Consider the following 18,904-nt stretch of genomic DNA (forward strand, 5'->3'; position numbering starts at 1 on the left):
AACCGAATAATGCAATAAACCGATGGAGCAAAGAGAAATTGGAAAAACCGGAATGAAAGTCTCCGCACTGAGCTTCGGAGCATCTTCACTGGGAGGAGTCTTTCACTCTCTCAGGGAAGAAGAGGGGATTGAGGCAGTACATACGGCTGTGGATAACGGCATCAACTTTATCGATGTCTCGCCCTATTACGGCCATCTTAAGGCTGAAACCGTCCTTGGAAAAGCGTTGAAGAAAATCGACAGGAGCCGCTATTACCTCTCGACAAAAGTCGGGCGCTATGGAAAAGAGAACAAAAATATGTGGGATTACTCCGCAAAGCGTTCCATTGAAAGCGTATACGAAAGTATGGAAAGGCTGCACGTGGACTACATCGACCTGATCAATGTACACGATATTGAGTTTGCCGATTTGGATCTTGTGTGTCGTGAAACATTACCGGCATTGGTGGAACTAAGAGATAAAGGAATCGTGAAGCATGTGGGTATCACCAACCTGACGTTGCGTCATTTTGTTTACGTGATTGAACATGTACCTGCGGGTACCGTGGAAAGTGTATTGTCCTTCTGTCATTACACGCTGAATGATGATTCGTTGACAGACTATCTTGATTTTTTTGAACAACATCATGTAGGAGTAATCAACGCATCTCCCTTCTCAATGGGTTTACTGACCGAAAGAGGGGCACCCGACTGGCATCCCGCCCCCGAACAATTGAAGATCATTTGTAAAAAAGCGGCGGATTTTTGTAAAAGCAAAGGGGAAAGTATCGAAAAGCTGGCTGTTCAGTATGCTGTCTCTAATCCGCGGATTGCTACCACCCTGTTCAGTACCACGCGTTCATCATCGGTACTGAAGAATATTGCATGGGCAAATGAGCCTCTAGACAGAGAGCTGCTGGAGGATGTGAGGAAAATACTGGAACCCCGCCTGCGGGATACGTGGTTAAATAGTTGACAAATAGAAAGATGAAAGCAGTAAATATTTCAGGCATCAACCAGGTCCACCTGGTTGAAAAAATGAAACCTGTACCGCAAAAAGGAGAGGTTTTGTTGAAAATAAAATATGTCGGTTTTTGCGGGTCCGACCTGAATACTTTTCTCGGTAAAAATCCGATGGTGAAGTTGCCGGTCATTCCCGGTCACGAGATCAGTGCCATTGTGGAAGAGACCACCGACAGCGTCCCCGATACCATTAGAGAAGGGATGCGTTGTACGGTAAATCCTTACACCAGTTGCGGAATTTGTCCCTCCTGCCGGAACGGACGTACCAATGCTTGTCAGTTCAACCAGACCTTCGGTGTACAGCGCGACGGAGCGATGAGCGAGTACATCGCAGTCCCCTGGCAGAAGGTGATTGCCGACGATGCCATTTCGAGTCTCCACCTTACATTGGTAGAACCAATGAGTGTGGGTTTTCATGCAGTCTCGAGAGCAAGTGTCACCGATTTGGATATCGTGATGGTGATCGGTTGCGGAATGATCGGGCTAGGAGCAATTATCCGGGCTGCACTCCGCGGTGCACGTGTGATCGCGGTTGATATTGACGATGAAAAACTGCTTCTGGCCAAAAGTCTGGGAGCCCTGCATACGATCAACTCAGCGGCGGAGGATCTGCATTCGATCCTGATGGAAATCACACAAAATATGGGACCAGATGTGGTTATTGAGGCTGTGGGGGCTCCGGCAACATACCGCATGGCGATCGACGAAGTTGCCTTTACCGGCAGGGTAGTTTGTATTGGCTATGCCAAGTCGGAGGTTTCCTTTGAGACGAAGTACTTTGTTTCAAAGGAGCTGGATATCAGAGGATCACGCAATGCCTTGCCGGAGGATTTCCGGGCGGTGATGGAATATGTGAAACGCAACAACATCCCCGAAACACTCATCAGCGGCATCTATCCTCCTGAAAAGGCAGAAGAGGCATTGGTCTACTGGTCGCAAAATGCCGGAAAAGTGTTCAGAATATTCATTGAGTTTTAACCCATATGGACTATACAATCATTGATGCCCATGCTCATTTGTGGCTCCGGCAGGATGCGGTGGTCGAGGGACAGAAGATCAGATCCCTTGACAATGGAAAATCGCTGTTTATGGGAGAAATCCGTCAAATGTTACCGCCTTTTATTGTGGATGGAAGAAATACGGCCGAGATCTTTTTATCCAACATGGATTATGCACAGGTCTCTGCAGCAGTGATCACCCAGGAGTATATAGACGGCCTGCAGAACGATTATCTCCGGGAGGTACAGCAAAAGTATCCCGACAGATTTCTCTGTTGTGGGTTGGTAGATGTCCGCAGAGAAGGATATTTGCAGCATGCCATACAATTGATCGGGGAGGGTTTCAGAGCGATCAAGCTGCCTGCCAACCGGTTTTTGTTGCCCGAAGGCAGGGTACATCTGACAACGGATGAACTGATGCAGCTGTTGGCGCTGATGGAGAAGCAGCAGGTAATTTTATCGATAGATCTGGCTGACGGAGAGACACAGGTTTCAGAGATGAAGGAGATAATTGCTGAATTTCCTGATTTAAAGATCGCCATCGGTCATTTTGGCATGGTTACCCGTCCCGGATGGAAGGAACAGATTAAACTGGCCCGGAACAAGAATGTAATGATCGAATCGGGAGGCATCACCTGGTTGTTCCACGATGAGTTTTATCCTTTCAGGGGGGCGGTAATGGCAATAAGGGAGGCAGCCTCGCTGGTGGGGTTCGACAAGCTGATGTGGGGTTCCGATTACCCGAGGACCATCACGGCGATCACCTACAAAATGTCGTATGATTTTGTGCTAAAATCAGATCTGCTTTCGGAAGAAGAAAAAAGGATGTTTTTACGTACCAATGCCGAATCATTTTACAGATTCAACAACCTGATCAATCTACCCTATATCAAAAATATGTCTGAATAATATTTCAACCTCTGCTTTTAAGCTTTGGTTATCATTAACATACCATTTATATGCAACACAATCTTTCAACCTCCCTGACAGGGATCATCGTGCCGTTGGTGACACCTCTTTCGGAAAACAACATATTGGATATTAACGGATTAAACAACCTGATAGATCACGTGATCAAGGGGGGTGTTTCGGGTATCTTTTTGCTGGGAACCACAGGGGAAGCCCAGAATCTGAGTTATAAATTAAGAAAAGAACTGATAAAGGCGACCTGTGAAAAAGTTGATTCCAGGATACCCGTTTTAGTGGGGATAACCGATACATCTATTGAAGAGAGTGCCGGGCTGGCTGATTATGCAGCACGTTGCGGAGTGAGTGCTCTGGTAGCAGCACCGCCCTACTATTATATTCCCGGACAGGCAGAGTTGCTGCGGTATTACGAAACATTGGCAGCCAATATTGCCTTGCCCTTGTATTTGTATAATATGCCTGCAAATGTGAAAATATATATTGAATACCAAACCGTACTTGCGTTGGCCGAAAACCCCCGGATTATCGGATTGAAAGATAGTTCAGCCAACGGAGTTTATTTTCAAAAGCTGCTTTACTCGTTTAAAAAGAGGCCTTTTTCGTTGTTCGTGGGGCCGGAAGAGATGATGGCCGAGACCGTTCTTATGGGTGGTCATGGTGGTGTCAATGGCGGGGCTAATCTTTACCCGGAACTTTATGTTAATCTTTATAAAGCAGCAATAAATAAAGATTTTGAAACAATCGGACGACTTCAAGCCGTTGTAATGGAAATCAGCAATTCTCTGTATTCCGTGGGGAGATACGGTTCCAGCTATCTGAAAGGATTAAAAACAGCATTGGAGCTGAAGGGGATTTGCAGTGATACCATGTCAGAGCCATTTCAAAAATTTGAGAAGAGAGAACGTGATATTCTGGTTGAAAGACTTGAGCGGATAGATGCCGGAATGAAACAGGCAATGAACACCTAAAAAACGGTATCCATGAACATACATTTCTTCGATATTGCCATTTTCTTCCTCTTTACATTTGGAACTGTTCTTTTTGGTGTTTCTTTCGTAAAGAAGAACAGAGATGTTTCCGATTATACCCGGGGTGGAGGTACCATACCGGGATTTGTGGCAGGCATGTCCATTTTTGCCACCTATTTGAGCAGCATCAGTTTTTTGGCACTGCCCGGGAGTGCTTATCTCGGCAATTGGAATTCGTTTGTCTTTAGTTTGTCTATTCCCGTTGCATCTCTTATTGCTGCAAAATACTTTGTCCCATTTTACCGGAACATTCACAGCATTTCTGCCTATAGTTTTCTGGAAGAACGGTTTGGATACTGGGCAAGGGCTTATGCTGCCATATGTTATCTCTTAACTCAGGTTGCCCGCATCGGATCCGTTTTGTTTCTACTGGCCCTGGCGTTGCACTTTATGCTGGGCTGGAGTGTTGCCGGTATCATTATTGTCACCGGCCTGGCCGTTGTGGTTTATTCTGTGTTGGGTGGAATAAAGGCTGTTATCTGGACGGATGCCATTCAGGGAATCATTTTGATTGTTGGAGCCCTGGCGAGCGCGGTGATATTGATTGTTTCGTTGCCAGAGGGATGGACGCAGTTCTTTGAGGTGGGAAGAGTCCATCACAAATTTTCCCTCGGTTCATTTGGCAACAGGCTGGATATTCCCACTTTTTGGGTGACCTTTATTTATGGGATTTTCATTAATTTGCAGAACTATGGAATTGATCAGAATTATGTACAACGCTATAAAAGTACGAAAAGTGAGAAAAGCGCCCGGTTTTCTGCGCTGTTCGGTGGAATGATCTACCTGCCCGTGAGCTTTTTGTTTTTCATCATCGGTACAGCGTTGTTTGTTTATTTCAAGGTTCAACCGAATTTATTGCCTGATCATATCACGGGCGATCACGTATTTCCCTATTTTATCGTGAATCATCTACCGGTCGGGGTAACCGGTTTGTTGATTGCTTCCATTTTCTCGGCTGGGATGAGCACGGTATCTACCAGCGTCAATAGCTCTGCAACAATTGTGTTGACCGACTTTTTTGAGCGCGGAAAAAGTGAGTTGACCGAAAAAAAGAAAATGACGGTACTGTACAGCATGTCGTTTTTATTCGGAATCCTGGGTGTTGTCACAGGCCTGGCCATGATGTCGGTAAAAAGTACGCTCGATGCATGGTGGAGCCTGGCTTCAGTTTTCAGTGGGGGCATGCTGGGCTTGTTTTTGCTGGGCTATATATCCAGGAAACCAAAAGGAATCCATGCACTTGCAGGTGTGGTATGTGGTATCGCGGTCATATTCTGGATGACACTCAGCGGACAGACGAAGTTTCATAGTTACCTGATAATTGTATTCGGAACAGTGTTGATATTTGGTGTGGGTTTTTTAAGTAGTTTTTTAATCAGTAAATTTGCTCCCGGTCACACAGCATCAAAATAGATCGGAACATTATACGTCCGACCCCTAACGATGTCCGTGAGCAGAGATGGTTGTTGAAAAAACATCGTAAAACAAACGTATGGATTACAGGGATACCGTGTTTCTTTTGGTGGCAGAGAATCTGAGCTTTTCGAAGGCAGCAGAGGTGCTGCACATCAGTCAGCCGGCTGTCTCCCGGCACATCCGGGAGCTGGAACAACGTTACGACATCAGCCTTTTTGAACGGAAAGGCAACCGGATCTACCTAACCGGAGCCGGGGAGAGAGTGTACCATGCATTCAAGGAGATTGCACAGCTCTATCGTAACCTCGATTTTGAAATCGGGGAACTGCACAACGTGCAGTCGGGTGAGATCATGGTCGGTGCCAGCTCCACCATCTCTCAATATGTGATTCCCCGGGTGATGGCCTCATTTCACAAGCGTTACCCCCACATTCAGTTGCACCTGATGAGCGGCAACTCGTTTGAGATGGAGCAGCAGCTGCTCGACAACCGGATCGACGTTGCCCTGGTCGAAAACCTCTCCACGCAGGCAGGTATACGCTATCGTGACTTTTTGCACGACGAACTGATTGTGGTGGCAGGTAAAAATAGCCTATATGCTCGGCGAGGGACGATTAGCAAAGAAGATTTGCTTCAAATACCCCTGGTGTTGCGGGAAGAGGGCTCCGGCACCCTTGAAGTGATCAGACAGCTTTTTATCCAGCATCAGATTCGTTTTGAGGATCTCAACACGCCGATTCACCTGGGAAGTACTGAGTCGATCAAGAACTTTCTACTCGACTTCAACGGGTTGGCCATTGTCTCCGAGAAGGCTGTTCAGAACGAACTCTACCTCAAGACACTTGTAATGGTACAGGTAACCGGCATTACTCTTCCCCGAAAATTTCGTATTGCACTAAAAATAGGACACACAAGCCTCCAGGCAGAACGTTTTACACAATTCCTGCTGAATTACAAATTTTAATTGCATAACCGATTCGACTCATTTAGATAAACTTCAGTATATCTCCCGGATGATCCTTCTCTTATAACCTGGTGTTATGGTATATGACAATTTGGTATTTGCATATACTATATCATAATGTTATTTTTGTGCAAAAAAATATGGAAGGAATAAAAGCAGAGAGCAGGATCGAGTTGTCAGGTAAAAGAGAAGCATTTCATAATTGGCTCTATGCCATTCTTGTTTGTCTCTGTTTTCTGCCGTTTATGTCGCCGGCAATTGCCCTTTTGGCAGGATTGATCTTTTCGTTGTTCAAAATTAAACATGCGAGCCTTCATCGCTATACCTCTCCGGTTCTTCAACTCTCCATCGTGTTGATGGGGTTTGGGATGAGTCTGAGCGATGTGATCACTGCCTCAAAAACAGGTTTTGTGGTCACGGCAATTTCTGTTGTCTCCGTGATGATTTTCGGTATCCTGCTGGGAAAATTCTTTAAAGTGGAAAAAAATATTGCAACGCTTATCGCAGCCGGGACAGCAATTTGTGGAGGGAGCGCCATTGCTGCGATTGCCCCGATCCTGAACAGTAAAAGTTACCAGAACTCGTTTGCGTTGATCGTTGTGTTCGTTCTGAATGCCGTAGCCCTCTTCCTCTTCCCCTTTGTTGGCAGGGAGTTGGGACTGAGTCAGGAGCTGTTTGGCAACTGGGCTGCCGTCGCGATTCACGATACCAGCTCGGTGGTGGGTGCCGGAGCTGAATATGGGGAAAAAGCCCTTCAGGTTGCCACCACGGTCAAGCTGATTCGTGCGTTGTGGATCATCCCCTTGTCACTGGTAATTGCTTTTCTGCAAAAGAATGAGGGTAGGAAGTCGGTCAAATTTCCCTGGTTCATTCTCTTGTTTGCATGTGCCATTCTTTTTGCCAATTATTTTCCGGAGCTTCATGCAAGTTACGATCACTTCAATTGGCTGGGCAAAAGGGGCATGGTGATCGCCCTGTTTCTGATCGGATCGAATATCACCCTGGATGAAATCAAAAAGTCAGGACCCCGAAGCTTCGCCCTTGGCATCACCTTGTGGGTAGTGACCGCTGTCGGCTCGCTCTATTTTCTGACCCGTTAGGAATTCAATCCTTTTTACAAGGAGTGAGATTTCTCGTTAAAGAGAGAGTTTCGCTTTCAGTTCCTGTTTCCGGAGAAAAGCGCTAGTCATGTTTAAAATACACTATAAAAATCGGACTTGATACATATTCCTACTCTTAATTGTACATCCTTTCGCTTGTAATCAAGCAGGCTGTCGCCGGTACCGCTATACAGTTCTCCGAAAATATACTGGTTGAATTTGTCAGAGATCTTATAGCCTGCCGTAAGTTTCAGGTTAACAGCTTTTACACTTTTTTTGAGGCTGAAGGTGCTCGAGAGCCACCATTTATTATCCGAAGTTTTGTAGTCTGTTGTGAAGTACCCTGTTCCTCTGTAGTCATATAAATCGCTGTTCTCTTCGCCCGTCATGAATGGAATTGTTATTTTAAAGCTTGCTGCGAGGTTGGATGTGAAAAAATACTTTCCCGAAAATCCAATCCAGTTGGTGCTTCTCGATTCAAGGCTGTCGCGTCCATTGGATTCATGCTCCAGGTGTAGAAAGGCGGCACCTGTCAGACGGTTGTCGACAATGATGTATCTTCCCAGTCCGATTCCCGGATTATAGTTGTTGTCCCTGAACGGAGCCGACTCCCGGTAAATATCCCAAAATGATTTTTGTGTATAAGTAAGGTAGAGAAAAGAGTCGAAAGGCAACCGACTTGAGGTAAGCCTGTGCCTTATGCTAACTTGAAATTTTGCATCAGCTGTCTCCCCGTTGATGCTTCTGTTTAAAGGGATGCCGGTGATAAAATAGTTGTCCTTATAGATAGAAAAGGGTGGTAATTCATCCATATAGCCGATGATCTCATCTTCCGTCATGGATAACTCCTGTCTGTTGTGTGCTATTTTTGATTTTGCACCTTCAATAAGACTCTTAAGTGTCCAGTTAGTTGAATCGGCAGCCTTTACTGAAGGCTGGGCTTTCATTTCAGACGTTAAGAGAGTCAACATCAGGGTAATAAACAATAAAAATATATGTTTCATTGTCGGGTAAATTATACTATTTTCTCCTCCCTGAGGCCAATATCTGCAATCATCCTATCAGCATTATCCTCTTTTCTTATAACTAAAGACTGCCCATCCATTTAATACGATAGCAATCACTCCCAATGCCAGCAGATTTCCGGTAACATCGGCCAGTTTGCTACCATTCAGATACAGCATCCTGAATGTGTCTGTCAGATAATTGAACGGGTTGATGACTGCGATCAACTGTGCCCATGCCGGCATGCTGGAGACAGGGGTAAACATTCCTCCCAGCAAAATCAGTATCAGGATAAAGAACATCACCAGAAAGCTGGCCTGTTGCATCGTCTCCGAGTAGTTTGATATGATGAGTCCCAGGCCCGATATGGAGAGAATAAAGACGATGGCTGAGAAAAGTACTGCCATCACACTTCCAACAGGCCACAGGCCGTACAACAGGTATGCAGCAGAAACCGAGATAATCATTACAACCAGTCCTACAACCCAGAAAGGGATCAGCTTGGCCAGGATAAAGTGAATTCTGTTAACCGGGGTGACGTTGATCTGTTGAATGGTGCCGTTTTCTTTTTCCATCACGATATTCAATGCTGGCAGTATGCCACATATCAGAGTGAGCAACAGCACCATAAAGCCGGGGATCATAAAGTTTTTGTAGTCGAGTGATGGATTAAACTTATATTGGGGAACAATATCAATCTGTGGCATACGTATCATGGAAGCTCTCGATTGTGGCGGCAACGTATGCATCAGTTCAGCGCGCAGCTCCGACGACAGGTCGTTCACAATCTGCATGATGTAGTTGCTTCCCAACAATCCCTGGGTGCCGTTTACCGAGTTTACCGCCATCCCCACGCCGGAGGCCTTGTTCTTTACCAGGTCCACATCGAATGAGGAGGGGATCTCAAGGATCATATCCGTCTCGCCATGCTCCATATTCAACATCGCAGTCCGGTAATCGGGTGGGGTGTCGTTCAGGATAAAGTATCGGGAAGCTTCAATTTTGTCGGTCAGCCTTCTGGAATATGTACTTTTGCTGTGATCGACGACATCAATTCTGATATTTTTTATTTCAAAACTGACAGCCCACGGGAACAGTAGCAGCACCATGATGGGATACATCACGATCATCTTCGGAATCAACGGATTCCTGAACATCTGTTTAAACTCTTTCTCTATGAGGAATTTTAATGTTTTCATCTTTTTTGGTTTTCGACTGTCAGCCTTCGGCGTTCAGCGTTGAAACGTTCAACCTTTATTCAAGTCGCTTTTTGGTTTTAGCAATGGTAACACCCAGCAGGAAGAGGATCATTCCAATCAGGATGAGCATTTCTTTCCAGATCATTGTGATTCCCAGTCCCTGGATCATTACTTTTCGCACTGCTTCAATAAACCAGCGTGCAGGCACGATGGCCGACAATGTCTGCAGTACCATGGGCATATTGTCTATAGGGAAGATCATCCCTGACAGCATAAGTACCGGGATCATGGCTGTAGTGGCCGAGAAGATAACTGCGTTTACCTGTTTATCCACCAGCGTGGAGACAGTCAGTCCATACGACAAAGTCAGGGTTATGTAGAGGATGGCAACCAGAAAAAGCAAAAGAAGGCTTCCATTCACAGGCACACCGAGTACGAAGTAGCTTAACAGCAGAATAATGATGAAATCGATGAACGATATGACCATGTAGGGAATGGTTTTCGCAAAAATCATGGTTCCCTGTTTCAGAGGCGATGCAAGAAGTACCTCCATGGTACCACGCTCCTTCTCCCGGACGATGGAGACCGATGTCATGATGGTACAGATGATCATCAGTACCAGTCCCATAATCCCCGGTACAAACATGTAGGATGATTTCATCAGCGGGTTGTAGATCATCCGGTTTTCGGTCTCTATCCGAAAAGGAATCTGAATTAAATCGGCCTGTTCCTGTTGAAATCCTGCTATGATGGCACTCGCATAGGTAACCGAGATGGACCCCCTGTTAGGATCGGAGCTGTTAGACAGCAGTTGTACGGCTGCCTTGCCGGAGTGCACCATGCTCTCCTGAAATTTTTGCGGAAATACCACTGCCAGATCGAGTTTCCCTTTTCGCATCGATTCCTCCATTTCCTCCATCGACTGCATTTTTCCCTGATAATTAAAGTAAGAGTTCTGCCTTATACGTTCTGCAATACCGGTAGTGAAATCATCGGGGGTAGGGTCGTAGAAAGCCACGCGAATGTCCTGTACCTCCATGTTGATGGCAAAGCCGAACAGCAGGATTTCCACCACGGGCATTCCCAGGATGATCAACAATGTCCGGTTGTCGCGCATGATGTGGTGGAACTCCTTTTTTACAAATGCGATAAATTGTTTCATTTTTTGATGTTTTTATAATCAGGATGTGGCTTTGTGCTTAACCAGTGCACTGTCTGTTAATCGCCCCGTTTTGCCTTGCGTGCCAGCTGCCGGAAAACTTCATCCATAGAGTCGGCGCTGAACTGGCGTCGCAATGCCGCGGGTGTATCCAGCGCATCGATGTGTCCGTCCACCATGATGGATACCCGGTTGCAATATTCCGCCTCATCCATGTAATGTGTGGTGACGAAGACGGTTATTCCCTGGTCGGCAGCCTCATAGATCATCTCCCAGAACTGTCTCCTCATGGCCGGGTCAACACCACCGGTCGGTTCATCCAGAAAGACAATTTTCGGCTCGTGAAAGATGGCTACCGAGAAAGCCAGTTTCTGCTTCCAGCCCAGCGGCAGATATTTCACCAGCGTGTTGCGCTCTTTCTGGAAGTTCAATTTTTCAAGCAACGCATTGGTCTTCGTGGCGATCACCTTGTCCGAAAGGCCATAGATCCCCCCGAACAGACGGATGTTTTCCCATACTCTGAGGTCTTCATACAACGAGAATTTCTGGCTCATGTAACCAATGTTGCGTTTGATCAGTTCATTTTCTTTGATGATATCATAGCCCGCAACTGTTCCTGCTCCTGCCGTGGGCATGCTGATGCCACAAAGCATCTGCATGGCCGTGGTTTTTCCTGCACCGTTGGCACCGAGGAACCCGAAAATCTCACCCTCTTCCACGTCAAAGGTGATGTGATCGACGGCGGTAAAGTTGCCGAACTTTTTCGTCAGGCCCGATACTTCAATTACTTTTACACTCATATTTTTAGTTTGTCAATGCCATGAAACAATCTTCTACTGTCGGCTTGATCGGAGCAATACGCACGTCGCTGAACTCTTTTTCTGACAGGTATTGCTTTAATTCTCCGGCCTGCAGCCTTTCGGTCACGGTGATGTGAATCTTGTCTCCGAAAGCGAAACTTGTTTTTACTTCGGAGTGACCACGCAATGCCTCCAAAAGGGCAGACATGCGGGATCCTTCCACCGACCACAGTATATCGGCATAGTTATCAATAATGCCCTGCGGTGTGCTGCTTGCGATAAACTCCCCCTCCCGTATCAATGCAATCCGGTCGCAACGACTTGCTTCGTCCATATAGGCCGTGGATACCAAAATGGTAATCCCCTGTTCCTTTAACCGTCCCAGCATATCCCAGAACTCCTTTCTCGATACAGGGTCTACGCCGGTGGTGGGTTCATCCAGGATAAGAATTTCCGGCTTATGGATCAGCGCGCAGCTTAATGCCAGCTTCTGTTTCATTCCGCCCGAGAGTGCACCGGCCCGTCGGTCTTTAAAAGGCTCTATCTGCTGATAAATGTCTTTGATCAGGTGGTAGTTCTCCTCGATGGTGGTGTTGAAGAGGGTAGCAAAAAACGTCAGGTTTTCCTCCACGCTCAGATCCTGATAGAGCGAGAACCGCCCCGGCATGTAACCGATTATTTGTCGTACCTTCCGGTAGTCTTTCACTACGTCGTGTCTGTTCATTGTTGCCGTGCCGCTGTCTGGCAAGATCAGTGAGGCCAGAATCCGGAAGAGCGACGATTTTCCGGCGCCGTCCGGGCCGATTACACCAAATACCTCCCCGTCGTTCACCTTGAAGGAAATGCCATTCAGGGCCTTTATCTTCCCCTTCCTATAGCTTTTATTCAGGTTTTCTACTTCTATCATTTTTTGTTTTTATTCTGTGATCCAGCAGGAACCTTATTTGAACTTTACTTCCCCGTACATGCCAATCTTCAGGTAACCATCATTTGAAACAGCTATTTTCAGGGCATAGACCAGGTTGGCCCGTTCATTTTTGGTCTGTATGGTTTTGGGCGTAAACTCCGATTTATCGGATATCCAGCTTATTTGGCCTTTGTATGGTTTCATGCTGCCCCTTCCGTCGTCCACCCGCACTGATACCTCATCATTCAGTTTGATTTGCGCCAACTGGTCGTTTGTCACGTAGGCTCTCAGATAGAGAGTGTCCGTGTCGGCAATTTTAAAGAGGGGAGTGCCCATGGTTGCCAGTTCGCCTGCCTCCGCATACCTGTTCAGCACTGTGCCCGATATGGGAGAAATGATTTGAGTCTTTTCGAGCTGATCATTCAGTTGAGCAACCTGTATTTCGAGGGTCGTACTTTGTGCAGAGATATTTTTAGTGCTTTTTTCCAGCGTGGAGGTCAGCGCCAAAAGTTGCTTCTGCAGGACTTCTATCTGTGACTCTATATCGTCGAGTTGTTTCTGATTGGCTGCATTAGATGCCAACAGGCTTTTTACACGTGCCTTTTCCCGTTCCTGGGTTCTAATCTGTTCATGGATGGCCGCCGTCTGCTTATTTATATCGGGTTTTTGGGCCTTGACACCTTCTGCACTGGAGAGAAGACTCATTTTTTGGAGATAGAGCTGGGTACTGTCTATTTGTCCCACCTTCTGTCCGGCTTGTAGTTGCTCACCTTCCGCAACGTTCAACAGAAGGATACGTCCATTGGCTTGAGATGAAACAATGATTTCGGTTGCCTCGAATGATCCGGTGGCGTCATATTCCCTGTTACCGTTACTGCATGAAAACATCAGGAATGGAATGGATAATGCTGTTAGTAATTTTATTGGATTCATAGTTCGTTATTATTTTTTGCTTAATACTTATTTCTGTTGTCGAACGTTTCTACCCTGCTGTTTTTTAACAGCTGAAAGCTGATTTTTTTATTGATTCGTTGTATGTTTCAAAGAATATATTGACATGAGATACTGAATTTCATGCAATGTCTTCGCCTGTTTGGCCGCTTCCTCTGAGTTGATCTCCTTCATCAGATCAGAAACGGTCATGGTGCCATTTTCCACCCTCACCTCGGCCGCTTCACGAATTAGTGTGTGATGGCGGATGATCTCGTCATCATCCTGCATGGTCTTTTTATATTTTTCAATCTCTGTTAGCTGCTGAGGGATCTGTATATACAGGTTATATAGAAAAGTCTCCCTCTGGATGTTCACCACTTGTTTTTGCAGATCGATCTTCTTTTTTTCGTCATTTAGCGTATACAAATTTCCGAAGTTCCAGGAAAGACGCACTCCTCCCGAAAAGTACGGTGAAAATTCGGTGTCAAACATGTTGAGTCCGGGTTTCCCGTACCCTCCCTGGGCAAATGCAGACAATTTCGGCATATTTTTGGCTTTCAGCAGCGATTTCTGTGACTCAATGGCCTCTTCCTGTGCAGTGAACATTTTTAATTCGGGACGGTTGATGATGGGAGATATCATGTCGGTTTCCGGGTTTGGTTTCACGAAAACCATATCTTTGTGGAGTGTTTGCCCCGCCACCACCGATATCATCCGGATATAAGCTTCTAATGTAGACTCCAGCTGGATACGTTGTTGTTTTGCTTTCAGCTGTTCCACCTTTACCGTGCTTAGGTCTACTTCGTTCGCCATACCATTTGATACGTAAGTCTGTACATTGTCATGGTTACGCTGTAGCTCTTTTTCCAGAATATCATGTTGTTGCAGGTTTCCCTTTATCAGCAGGATACCGAAATAAAGATGATTTACACGCTCCCTCAGGGCGTACACCTCTGTATCCAGCTGCCTTGTTTCAAGTTCTGCGTTGGCATTCAGGTTTTTTTTCTGTGCGGAAATGTTACCGCCGTCCCAGATAAGTTGGTTCAGTTCGGCCACCACCCGGTACTGATCCTGATCCGGTACCGGAATCTCCAGGGGAGGCATTCCTTCGGGGGTATCCATTTCAATTTGTGTCACATCAGACTGCCAGGATGCCAATGTACTCAGTGTGCCTTGCGGAAGGTATGCTTTGTTGGCATTGGATATGCTAAACTCCTTTGTTTTCTCAATGATATCGTATCTTGCTATGGCAGGATAATTTGTTTCTGCCATCTTCTGAACCTCACCGAGTGTGATGAGCTGTGCATGTGTAATCATGCTGTTAAGGCAGATGGTTACTGCTACGAACAGGATTTTTTTTAGTCTCATACTTTTTTCATTTTATAGAATATTTGACGTGTTGCGGAAAACTATGAACATGCTTCCGTTTTTTTACAGTTTTCGCTTTGTTCGATGATGATCGTAATCCATTGTTGTATCTTCTCTTTCCTACCGGTCACGAACCCGACAAATTCATCTTCCTTCACCAGCCCGGAGGAGGTGATCAGAGGTTTGGCTATAAATGGGAACATACTCATACTGAGTGTGTTGATTATTAAATCTGTGGCGGATATTTCAGCTCCAGTCTCTTTCAACTGCTTTTCGAGAACCGGTTGTGCAATCAGCCGTGTATTTTGGATAATCTTAGCAAAAAGCTCCTTGTTTACCGTAAGTTCGTTGAGGATAAAAATGGGGAGTTCCTCGTTTTCGAGCAGCAGGTTGGTATAGTTTTCCGTGATCAAACTGATTTTGTCTTTCAGGGAAATTTGTTCATCAGACAACACCGGTCCCAAAGCACCCAGCAGTATGCTGAATTTCTCCTGAACCACCTTTTTAAAAAGATTCTCTTTGCTGCCAAAATAGTAGTTGAGCAATGCCAGATTGGTACCTGCCTCCTCGGCAATTTCCCTTGTCTTCGTGGCAGCATATCCTTTCTGGGTAAAAAGCTTGTCGGCTGCCCGGATAATTTTCTGTTCAGTTGTAATCGTTTCCATTATTTATGTTTTATATTCGACAAAAGTAAGGACTGTTCCTAAATTAAACAAATGATTAAATCATATGTTTAATGTGGTTTGAATAATTTAACTTTTTAATCCAATTAATTTATAAAATTAGATAATTGAGCTTGTTGCCGATATCCGGTAAACAGCGTTACAGATCATGAACAAATGAATTCCTACAACCTATTGCCGATAAAACTCAGTGAACCATTGATAGTAGTCGCTGATTCCTGTCTGTATTGATGTGGAGGGTCGATAATTGAAATCTCTTTTTAGTCGTGAGACATCGGCATAGGTGGACGTAACATCGCCCGGTTGCATTGCTGCCATTTTCACGATTGCTTTCCTGCCCGTTACATTCTCAATGATTTTAAGAAAACTTGTCAGTTTCACGGGAGAAGAACAACCCATATTGTAAAGAGTGTGTGGTGTTTCCAGCAATGGAGGAGACGGTATCACTTTCATCAGCCCCTTCACAATATCGTTGATATAAGTGAAGTCACGTTCCATGTTGCCTTGGTTAAAAAGTTGAATGGGTTCACCTTTCAGAATGGCAGACATGAACACAAAGGGAGCCATATCCGGACGCCCCCATGGACCGTAAACCGTAAAAAAACGAATGCCGGTAGCCGGGATACGGTATAGTTTGGCATAGGAGTATGCCATCAGCTCGTTTGCTTTTTTTGTGGCAGCATAGAGACTGACCGGTTTATCTGTTGTGTCGGACTCTTTAAAAGGAGAATGTGCATTATCCCCATACACGCTACTTGAGCTGGCATACAGGAGATGTTTTACCGGAAAGTGCCGACATGCTTCCAGGAGATTCATGAATCCGGATATATTGGCATTGATGTATGCAAAGGGGTTTTGTAGTGAGTACCTTACACCGGCCTGAGCCGCAAGATGAACAACGTGGGAAAAGTTTTCCGTTTCAAAGAGAGCATTCAGGCGTTCTCTGTCGTTCATATCCATTCTGATGAACCGATAGGTTTCGTAGCGATTACTTTGAACGTATTCGCCCTGTTTGATATCATTTTCTTCAATGCCCGTATTCCTTAGCCGGGCATATTTTAGTCCCGTGTCGTAATAGCCATTGATATTGTCGATGCCGATTACCGAATCACCCTGATTCAAAAATCCCTCAACAACGTGGTATCCAATAAAACCGGCTGCCCCCGTCACCAGTATTTTCATCTTTTTTACTTTAAAAAATTACAATTGCATGTTTTCCAACCAGATAATGCTCTTTATTTGATGTGGTGGCTCTTAGCTCCGGATCGTTTTTCAGGTCTTTAATCCGTAGCATAAGTAACCTCTTTTCGATTGGTTCCTTCAGGATGTCTTCCTTCGTTACCTCTACAATATCTTTTCCAAGATATACATCCATATTTTCAGCACGGGAGATGTGATAAACCCAATAGTCACTAATCTGGTGTTCTTCCGATAGTTCTCTTGCCTTTTCGCACAGATTTTTCCATCCCAGTTGATTGTTTAGCTGTGGCATGGACCAGCCGACGATAAAAACTGCCAGTAAAAAGCCCATCGCCAAGGTGGTTATTGCCCGGTATATTTCTCTTTTCCTGTATAAAAAATCGAAGATAAGCAAACCGGTGATGGTCAAAACCACTGCTCCGGCATAAATAAGACCGTAATCCAGATACCGCATCTCTTCGGTGTGGCTGAGATAGAATATTGAAGGCAACGCAAAAATCAATATCCCCGCCGGTATGGCTATGGTTACTTTGATCCATCGGCTTTGCATGTCGAATTTACTGAGAAGCAGGGCAGCGAGGAAAATAAGAAACGGTACAACAGGCAGCGAGTATATTGCCAACTTGGAACTGATTGCCGAGAGCATCACATAAGATGAGAGTATGATCACGGTAAAAAATTGTTCGAGTATACTGTTCATTCTTTTTTTAACGATACCGGCAATGAATAATCCGATTACCAGGAGTGACCAGGGTGCCAAAGAATACCAAACAGTGAGTGCGTAGTAATAAAAAGGCTCTTTGTGGTGAAAGGAATTAATGCCCCGGCCCACTGTTTGGTGTACAAGCAAGTTATTGATATACTCTTTTCCTCCTTCATGATAGACCCCCGAGAACCAGACAAGGCAACCTGCCAGAATAACCAGAATGCTCCTCCATCCCCAGAACTTTGCAAAATCAGCGGCTCTCTTTTGATAAAGCAAAAACAGCGTGGTAGATACGAAAGGGATCAGAATACCCAATGGCCCTTTTGAGAAGAGAGCCAGAAAGACATACAGTGGAAATAGCCATCCGTCTCGTTTTCGGTCTTCTCTCCGATACATTTTATAAAAAGTGTACAGGGATAAAACAATGAACATGTTCATCAGCATATCCATGCGAACCACCAACATAACGCCGGTAAATAATCCGGTGCTGATCAGCATCTGCGCGGCAATCTTTTCGTTTTCCCCTTTTTCCTTGTTTATCCACTTTGTCATCGTGATCAGGATAATGAGTGCCGGAATAAACGACAACAGCGAATAATACCACATTCTGTGTTCTCCCAGCAATAGCTTTCCGGTCATCATCATCCAGAAATGGAGTGGGGGCTTGTCGGCATAAATTTCCCCCTGGTTGGTAAAGGTGAAAATATTTCCGTTACGAAGCGCTTCGTCGACAATGCTCAGGTAACGCAGCTCGTTGTTGGGTGTGAAGTCGCGTAAAACCATGATGGGTAACATCGCAATAAACCAGATCAGATAGATGTGTTTATTTTTCATATACGCTGAATTTCTTGTTGTTATAGCCGATCATAATATTTCGGATGTAAGCGATAAATCCGAACGACTGGCCGAGAATCAATACCGGATCAAGCCGAAAAATAGCATAAGTGATGATGATGGAAGAGCCGGTCAGGCTGATGATCCAGAATCCTACGGGTAGAATGGATTGGTGATGGACAGCGGAATAGAAAAACTGATAAATAAATCGCAGTGCAAATATTATCTGTCCGGAAGATCCAAAAATCAAGAGCCACAACGGTACGTCTTTGTTATGAAAAAAAGTGTCGTTAAACAGGGAGGGGTCACGAAGCATAACCCCGGTTGCTACCAATGGGGTAGCAATCAGTACTATTTTAACTATCCCTATTATCTTTTTCCACCGGCCCTGCATATTCAGGTTCCACAGGTAGATATAATAGGAGATAAACTGACCGAGTATGATGGCAAAATCATTCCGCAACACACCGTATATAAAAAGCAGGTAAGAGCCTAAAATACTCAGTATCCAGAAAGCGGGAGGGGATAGTACCTTTCCAGCCTTTTCGGACGCAACCCACTGGTAGAGAATTCGTGCGGAGAAGAAGATTTGTGCCAGGAAGCCGATGGCAAAAATCCAGCTGTTATTTTCCTGCATTATGAATTCAGATTATGCGCATTCACATCATAGTTTAT

17 protein-coding genes and 1 pseudogene are annotated in these 18,904 nt (G+C 45.2%); 7 read left to right on the forward strand and 11 right to left on the reverse strand.

The genetic code is table 11. The annotated features are described in order from the left end of the window. Window positions 1-22: 22 nt before the first annotated feature. From B3Z75_RS13435 to B3Z75_RS13465, 7 genes are all read left to right on the forward strand, one after another. A complete protein-coding gene (locus tag B3Z75_RS13435) occupies window positions 23-955 on the forward strand; it encodes an aldo/keto reductase (protein ID WP_294072780.1) in 933 nt (310 codons plus the stop codon). Between the two features lie 11 nt (window positions 956-966). After that, window positions 967-1,980, forward strand: coding sequence for a zinc-binding alcohol dehydrogenase family protein (locus B3Z75_RS13440; RefSeq protein WP_294072783.1), 1,014 nt, complete (start codon window positions 967-969; stop codon window positions 1,978-1,980). Between the two features lie 5 nt (window positions 1,981-1,985). After that, complete coding sequence (locus B3Z75_RS13445) at window positions 1,986-2,909, forward strand: amidohydrolase family protein (protein ID WP_294072785.1); 924 nt, start codon at window positions 1,986-1,988, stop codon at window positions 2,907-2,909. A gap of 50 nt (window positions 2,910-2,959) precedes the next feature. Beyond that, on the forward strand, window positions 2,960-3,895 hold the full coding sequence (locus B3Z75_RS13450) for a dihydrodipicolinate synthase family protein (protein ID WP_294072789.1): 936 nt from the start codon (window positions 2,960-2,962) through the stop codon (window positions 3,893-3,895). Window positions 3,896-3,913: 18 nt separating this feature from the next. Then, window positions 3,914-5,368 carry a sodium:solute symporter gene (locus B3Z75_RS13455; protein ID WP_294072822.1) on the forward strand — a complete coding sequence of 485 codons (1,455 nt, stop codon included), beginning with the start codon at window positions 3,914-3,916 and terminating at the stop codon, window positions 5,366-5,368. Window positions 5,369-5,447: 79 nt separating this feature from the next. Continuing rightward, on the forward strand, window positions 5,448-6,335 hold the full coding sequence (locus B3Z75_RS13460) for a LysR substrate-binding domain-containing protein (protein WP_294072792.1): 888 nt from the start codon (window positions 5,448-5,450) through the stop codon (window positions 6,333-6,335). A 140-nt stretch (window positions 6,336-6,475) separates the two neighbouring features. Continuing rightward, window positions 6,476-7,435: a YeiH family protein gene (locus tag B3Z75_RS13465; protein WP_294072795.1), complete on the forward strand. Its 960-nt coding sequence runs from the start codon at window positions 6,476-6,478 to the stop codon at window positions 7,433-7,435. A gap of 92 nt (window positions 7,436-7,527) precedes the next feature. Here the strand turns inward: B3Z75_RS13465 and B3Z75_RS13470 are convergent, their stop codons facing one another. The 11 genes and pseudogenes from B3Z75_RS13470 to B3Z75_RS13520 form a co-directional block, all read right to left on the reverse strand. Continuing rightward, on the reverse strand, window positions 7,528-8,439 hold the full coding sequence (locus B3Z75_RS13470; protein ID WP_294072798.1) for a phospholipase A: 912 nt from the start codon (window positions 8,437-8,439) through the stop codon (window positions 7,528-7,530). A gap of 63 nt (window positions 8,440-8,502) precedes the next feature. After that, window positions 8,503-9,639, reverse strand: a complete 1,137-nt coding sequence (locus B3Z75_RS13475; protein WP_294072801.1) for an ABC transporter permease — start codon at window positions 9,637-9,639, stop codon at window positions 8,503-8,505. A gap of 55 nt (window positions 9,640-9,694) precedes the next feature. Continuing rightward, window positions 9,695-10,801 (reverse strand): ABC transporter permease, encoded by a 1,107-nt coding sequence (locus B3Z75_RS13480; protein ID WP_294072804.1) that lies wholly within the window; start codon window positions 10,799-10,801, stop codon window positions 9,695-9,697. A 56-nt stretch (window positions 10,802-10,857) separates the two neighbouring features. Next, window positions 10,858-11,589: pseudogene (locus B3Z75_RS13485) on the reverse strand (ABC transporter ATP-binding protein); the annotation flags it as partial. 13 nt (window positions 11,590-11,602) lie between these two features. Then, window positions 11,603-12,505: an ABC transporter ATP-binding protein gene (locus B3Z75_RS13490; protein WP_294072810.1), complete on the reverse strand. Its 903-nt coding sequence runs from the start codon at window positions 12,503-12,505 to the stop codon at window positions 11,603-11,605. 33 nt (window positions 12,506-12,538) lie between these two features. Then, window positions 12,539-13,438 (reverse strand): HlyD family secretion protein, encoded by a 900-nt coding sequence (locus tag B3Z75_RS13495; RefSeq protein WP_286854083.1) that lies wholly within the window; start codon window positions 13,436-13,438, stop codon window positions 12,539-12,541. Window positions 13,439-13,525: 87 nt separating this feature from the next. Continuing rightward, window positions 13,526-14,806, reverse strand: a complete 1,281-nt coding sequence (locus B3Z75_RS13500) for a TolC family protein (RefSeq protein WP_286854081.1) — start codon at window positions 14,804-14,806, stop codon at window positions 13,526-13,528. A gap of 41 nt (window positions 14,807-14,847) precedes the next feature. After that, window positions 14,848-15,471, reverse strand: a complete 624-nt coding sequence (locus B3Z75_RS13505) for a TetR/AcrR family transcriptional regulator (protein WP_286854079.1) — start codon at window positions 15,469-15,471, stop codon at window positions 14,848-14,850. A gap of 189 nt (window positions 15,472-15,660) precedes the next feature. Continuing rightward, a complete protein-coding gene (locus tag B3Z75_RS13510) occupies window positions 15,661-16,671 on the reverse strand; it encodes an NAD-dependent epimerase/dehydratase family protein (protein WP_286854078.1) in 1,011 nt (336 codons plus the stop codon). A gap of 10 nt (window positions 16,672-16,681) precedes the next feature. Further along, window positions 16,682-18,229 (reverse strand): ArnT family glycosyltransferase, encoded by a 1,548-nt coding sequence (locus B3Z75_RS13515; RefSeq protein ID WP_286854076.1) that lies wholly within the window; start codon window positions 18,227-18,229, stop codon window positions 16,682-16,684. Further along, window positions 18,219-18,866: a lipid-A-disaccharide synthase N-terminal domain-containing protein gene (locus B3Z75_RS13520; protein WP_286854074.1), complete on the reverse strand. Its 648-nt coding sequence runs from the start codon at window positions 18,864-18,866 to the stop codon at window positions 18,219-18,221. The genes B3Z75_RS13515 and B3Z75_RS13520 overlap by 11 nt, the downstream gene beginning before the upstream one ends. Window positions 18,867-18,904: the final 38 nt, after the last annotated feature.

Origin of the sequence: Proteiniphilum sp. UBA1028, from assembly GCF_002316955.1 — a bacterium.
Lineage (GTDB): Bacteria > Bacteroidota > Bacteroidia > Bacteroidales > Dysgonomonadaceae > Proteiniphilum.

Bases quoted from the DNA above. Each gene is read 5' to 3' on its own strand.
- B3Z75_RS13495 (WP_286854083.1), bottom strand. From the start codon at position 13,438: ATGAATCCAATAAAATTACTAACAGCATTATCCATTCCATTCCTGATG.
- B3Z75_RS13445 (WP_294072785.1), top strand. From the start codon at position 1,986: ATGGACTATACAATCATTGATGCCCATGCTCATTTGTGGCTCCGGCAG.
- B3Z75_RS13435 (WP_294072780.1), top strand. From the start codon at position 23: ATGGAGCAAAGAGAAATTGGAAAAACCGGAATGAAAGTCTCCGCACTG.
- B3Z75_RS13515 (WP_286854076.1), bottom strand. From the start codon at position 18,229: ATGAAAAATAAACACATCTATCTGATCTGGTTTATTGCGATGTTACCC.
- B3Z75_RS13475 (WP_294072801.1), bottom strand. From the start codon at position 9,639: ATGAAAACATTAAAATTCCTCATAGAGAAAGAGTTTAAACAGATGTTC.
- B3Z75_RS13520 (WP_286854074.1), bottom strand. From the start codon at position 18,866: ATGCAGGAAAATAACAGCTGGATTTTTGCCATCGGCTTCCTGGCACAA.
- B3Z75_RS13480 (WP_294072804.1), bottom strand. From the start codon at position 10,801: ATGAAACAATTTATCGCATTTGTAAAAAAGGAGTTCCACCACATCATG.
- B3Z75_RS13440 (WP_294072783.1), top strand. From the start codon at position 967: ATGAAAGCAGTAAATATTTCAGGCATCAACCAGGTCCACCTGGTTGAA.
- B3Z75_RS13460 (WP_294072792.1), top strand. From the start codon at position 5,448: ATGGATTACAGGGATACCGTGTTTCTTTTGGTGGCAGAGAATCTGAGC.
- B3Z75_RS13470 (WP_294072798.1), bottom strand. From the start codon at position 8,439: ATGAAACATATATTTTTATTGTTTATTACCCTGATGTTGACTCTCTTA.
- B3Z75_RS13505 (WP_286854079.1), bottom strand. From the start codon at position 15,471: ATGGAAACGATTACAACTGAACAGAAAATTATCCGGGCAGCCGACAAG.
- B3Z75_RS13465 (WP_294072795.1), top strand. From the start codon at position 6,476: ATGGAAGGAATAAAAGCAGAGAGCAGGATCGAGTTGTCAGGTAAAAGA.
- B3Z75_RS13490 (WP_294072810.1), bottom strand. From the start codon at position 12,505: ATGATAGAAGTAGAAAACCTGAATAAAAGCTATAGGAAGGGGAAGATA.
- B3Z75_RS13500 (WP_286854081.1), bottom strand. From the start codon at position 14,806: ATGAGACTAAAAAAAATCCTGTTCGTAGCAGTAACCATCTGCCTTAAC.
- B3Z75_RS13510 (WP_286854078.1), bottom strand. From the start codon at position 16,671: ATGAAAATACTGGTGACGGGGGCAGCCGGTTTTATTGGATACCACGTT.
- B3Z75_RS13450 (WP_294072789.1), top strand. From the start codon at position 2,960: ATGCAACACAATCTTTCAACCTCCCTGACAGGGATCATCGTGCCGTTG.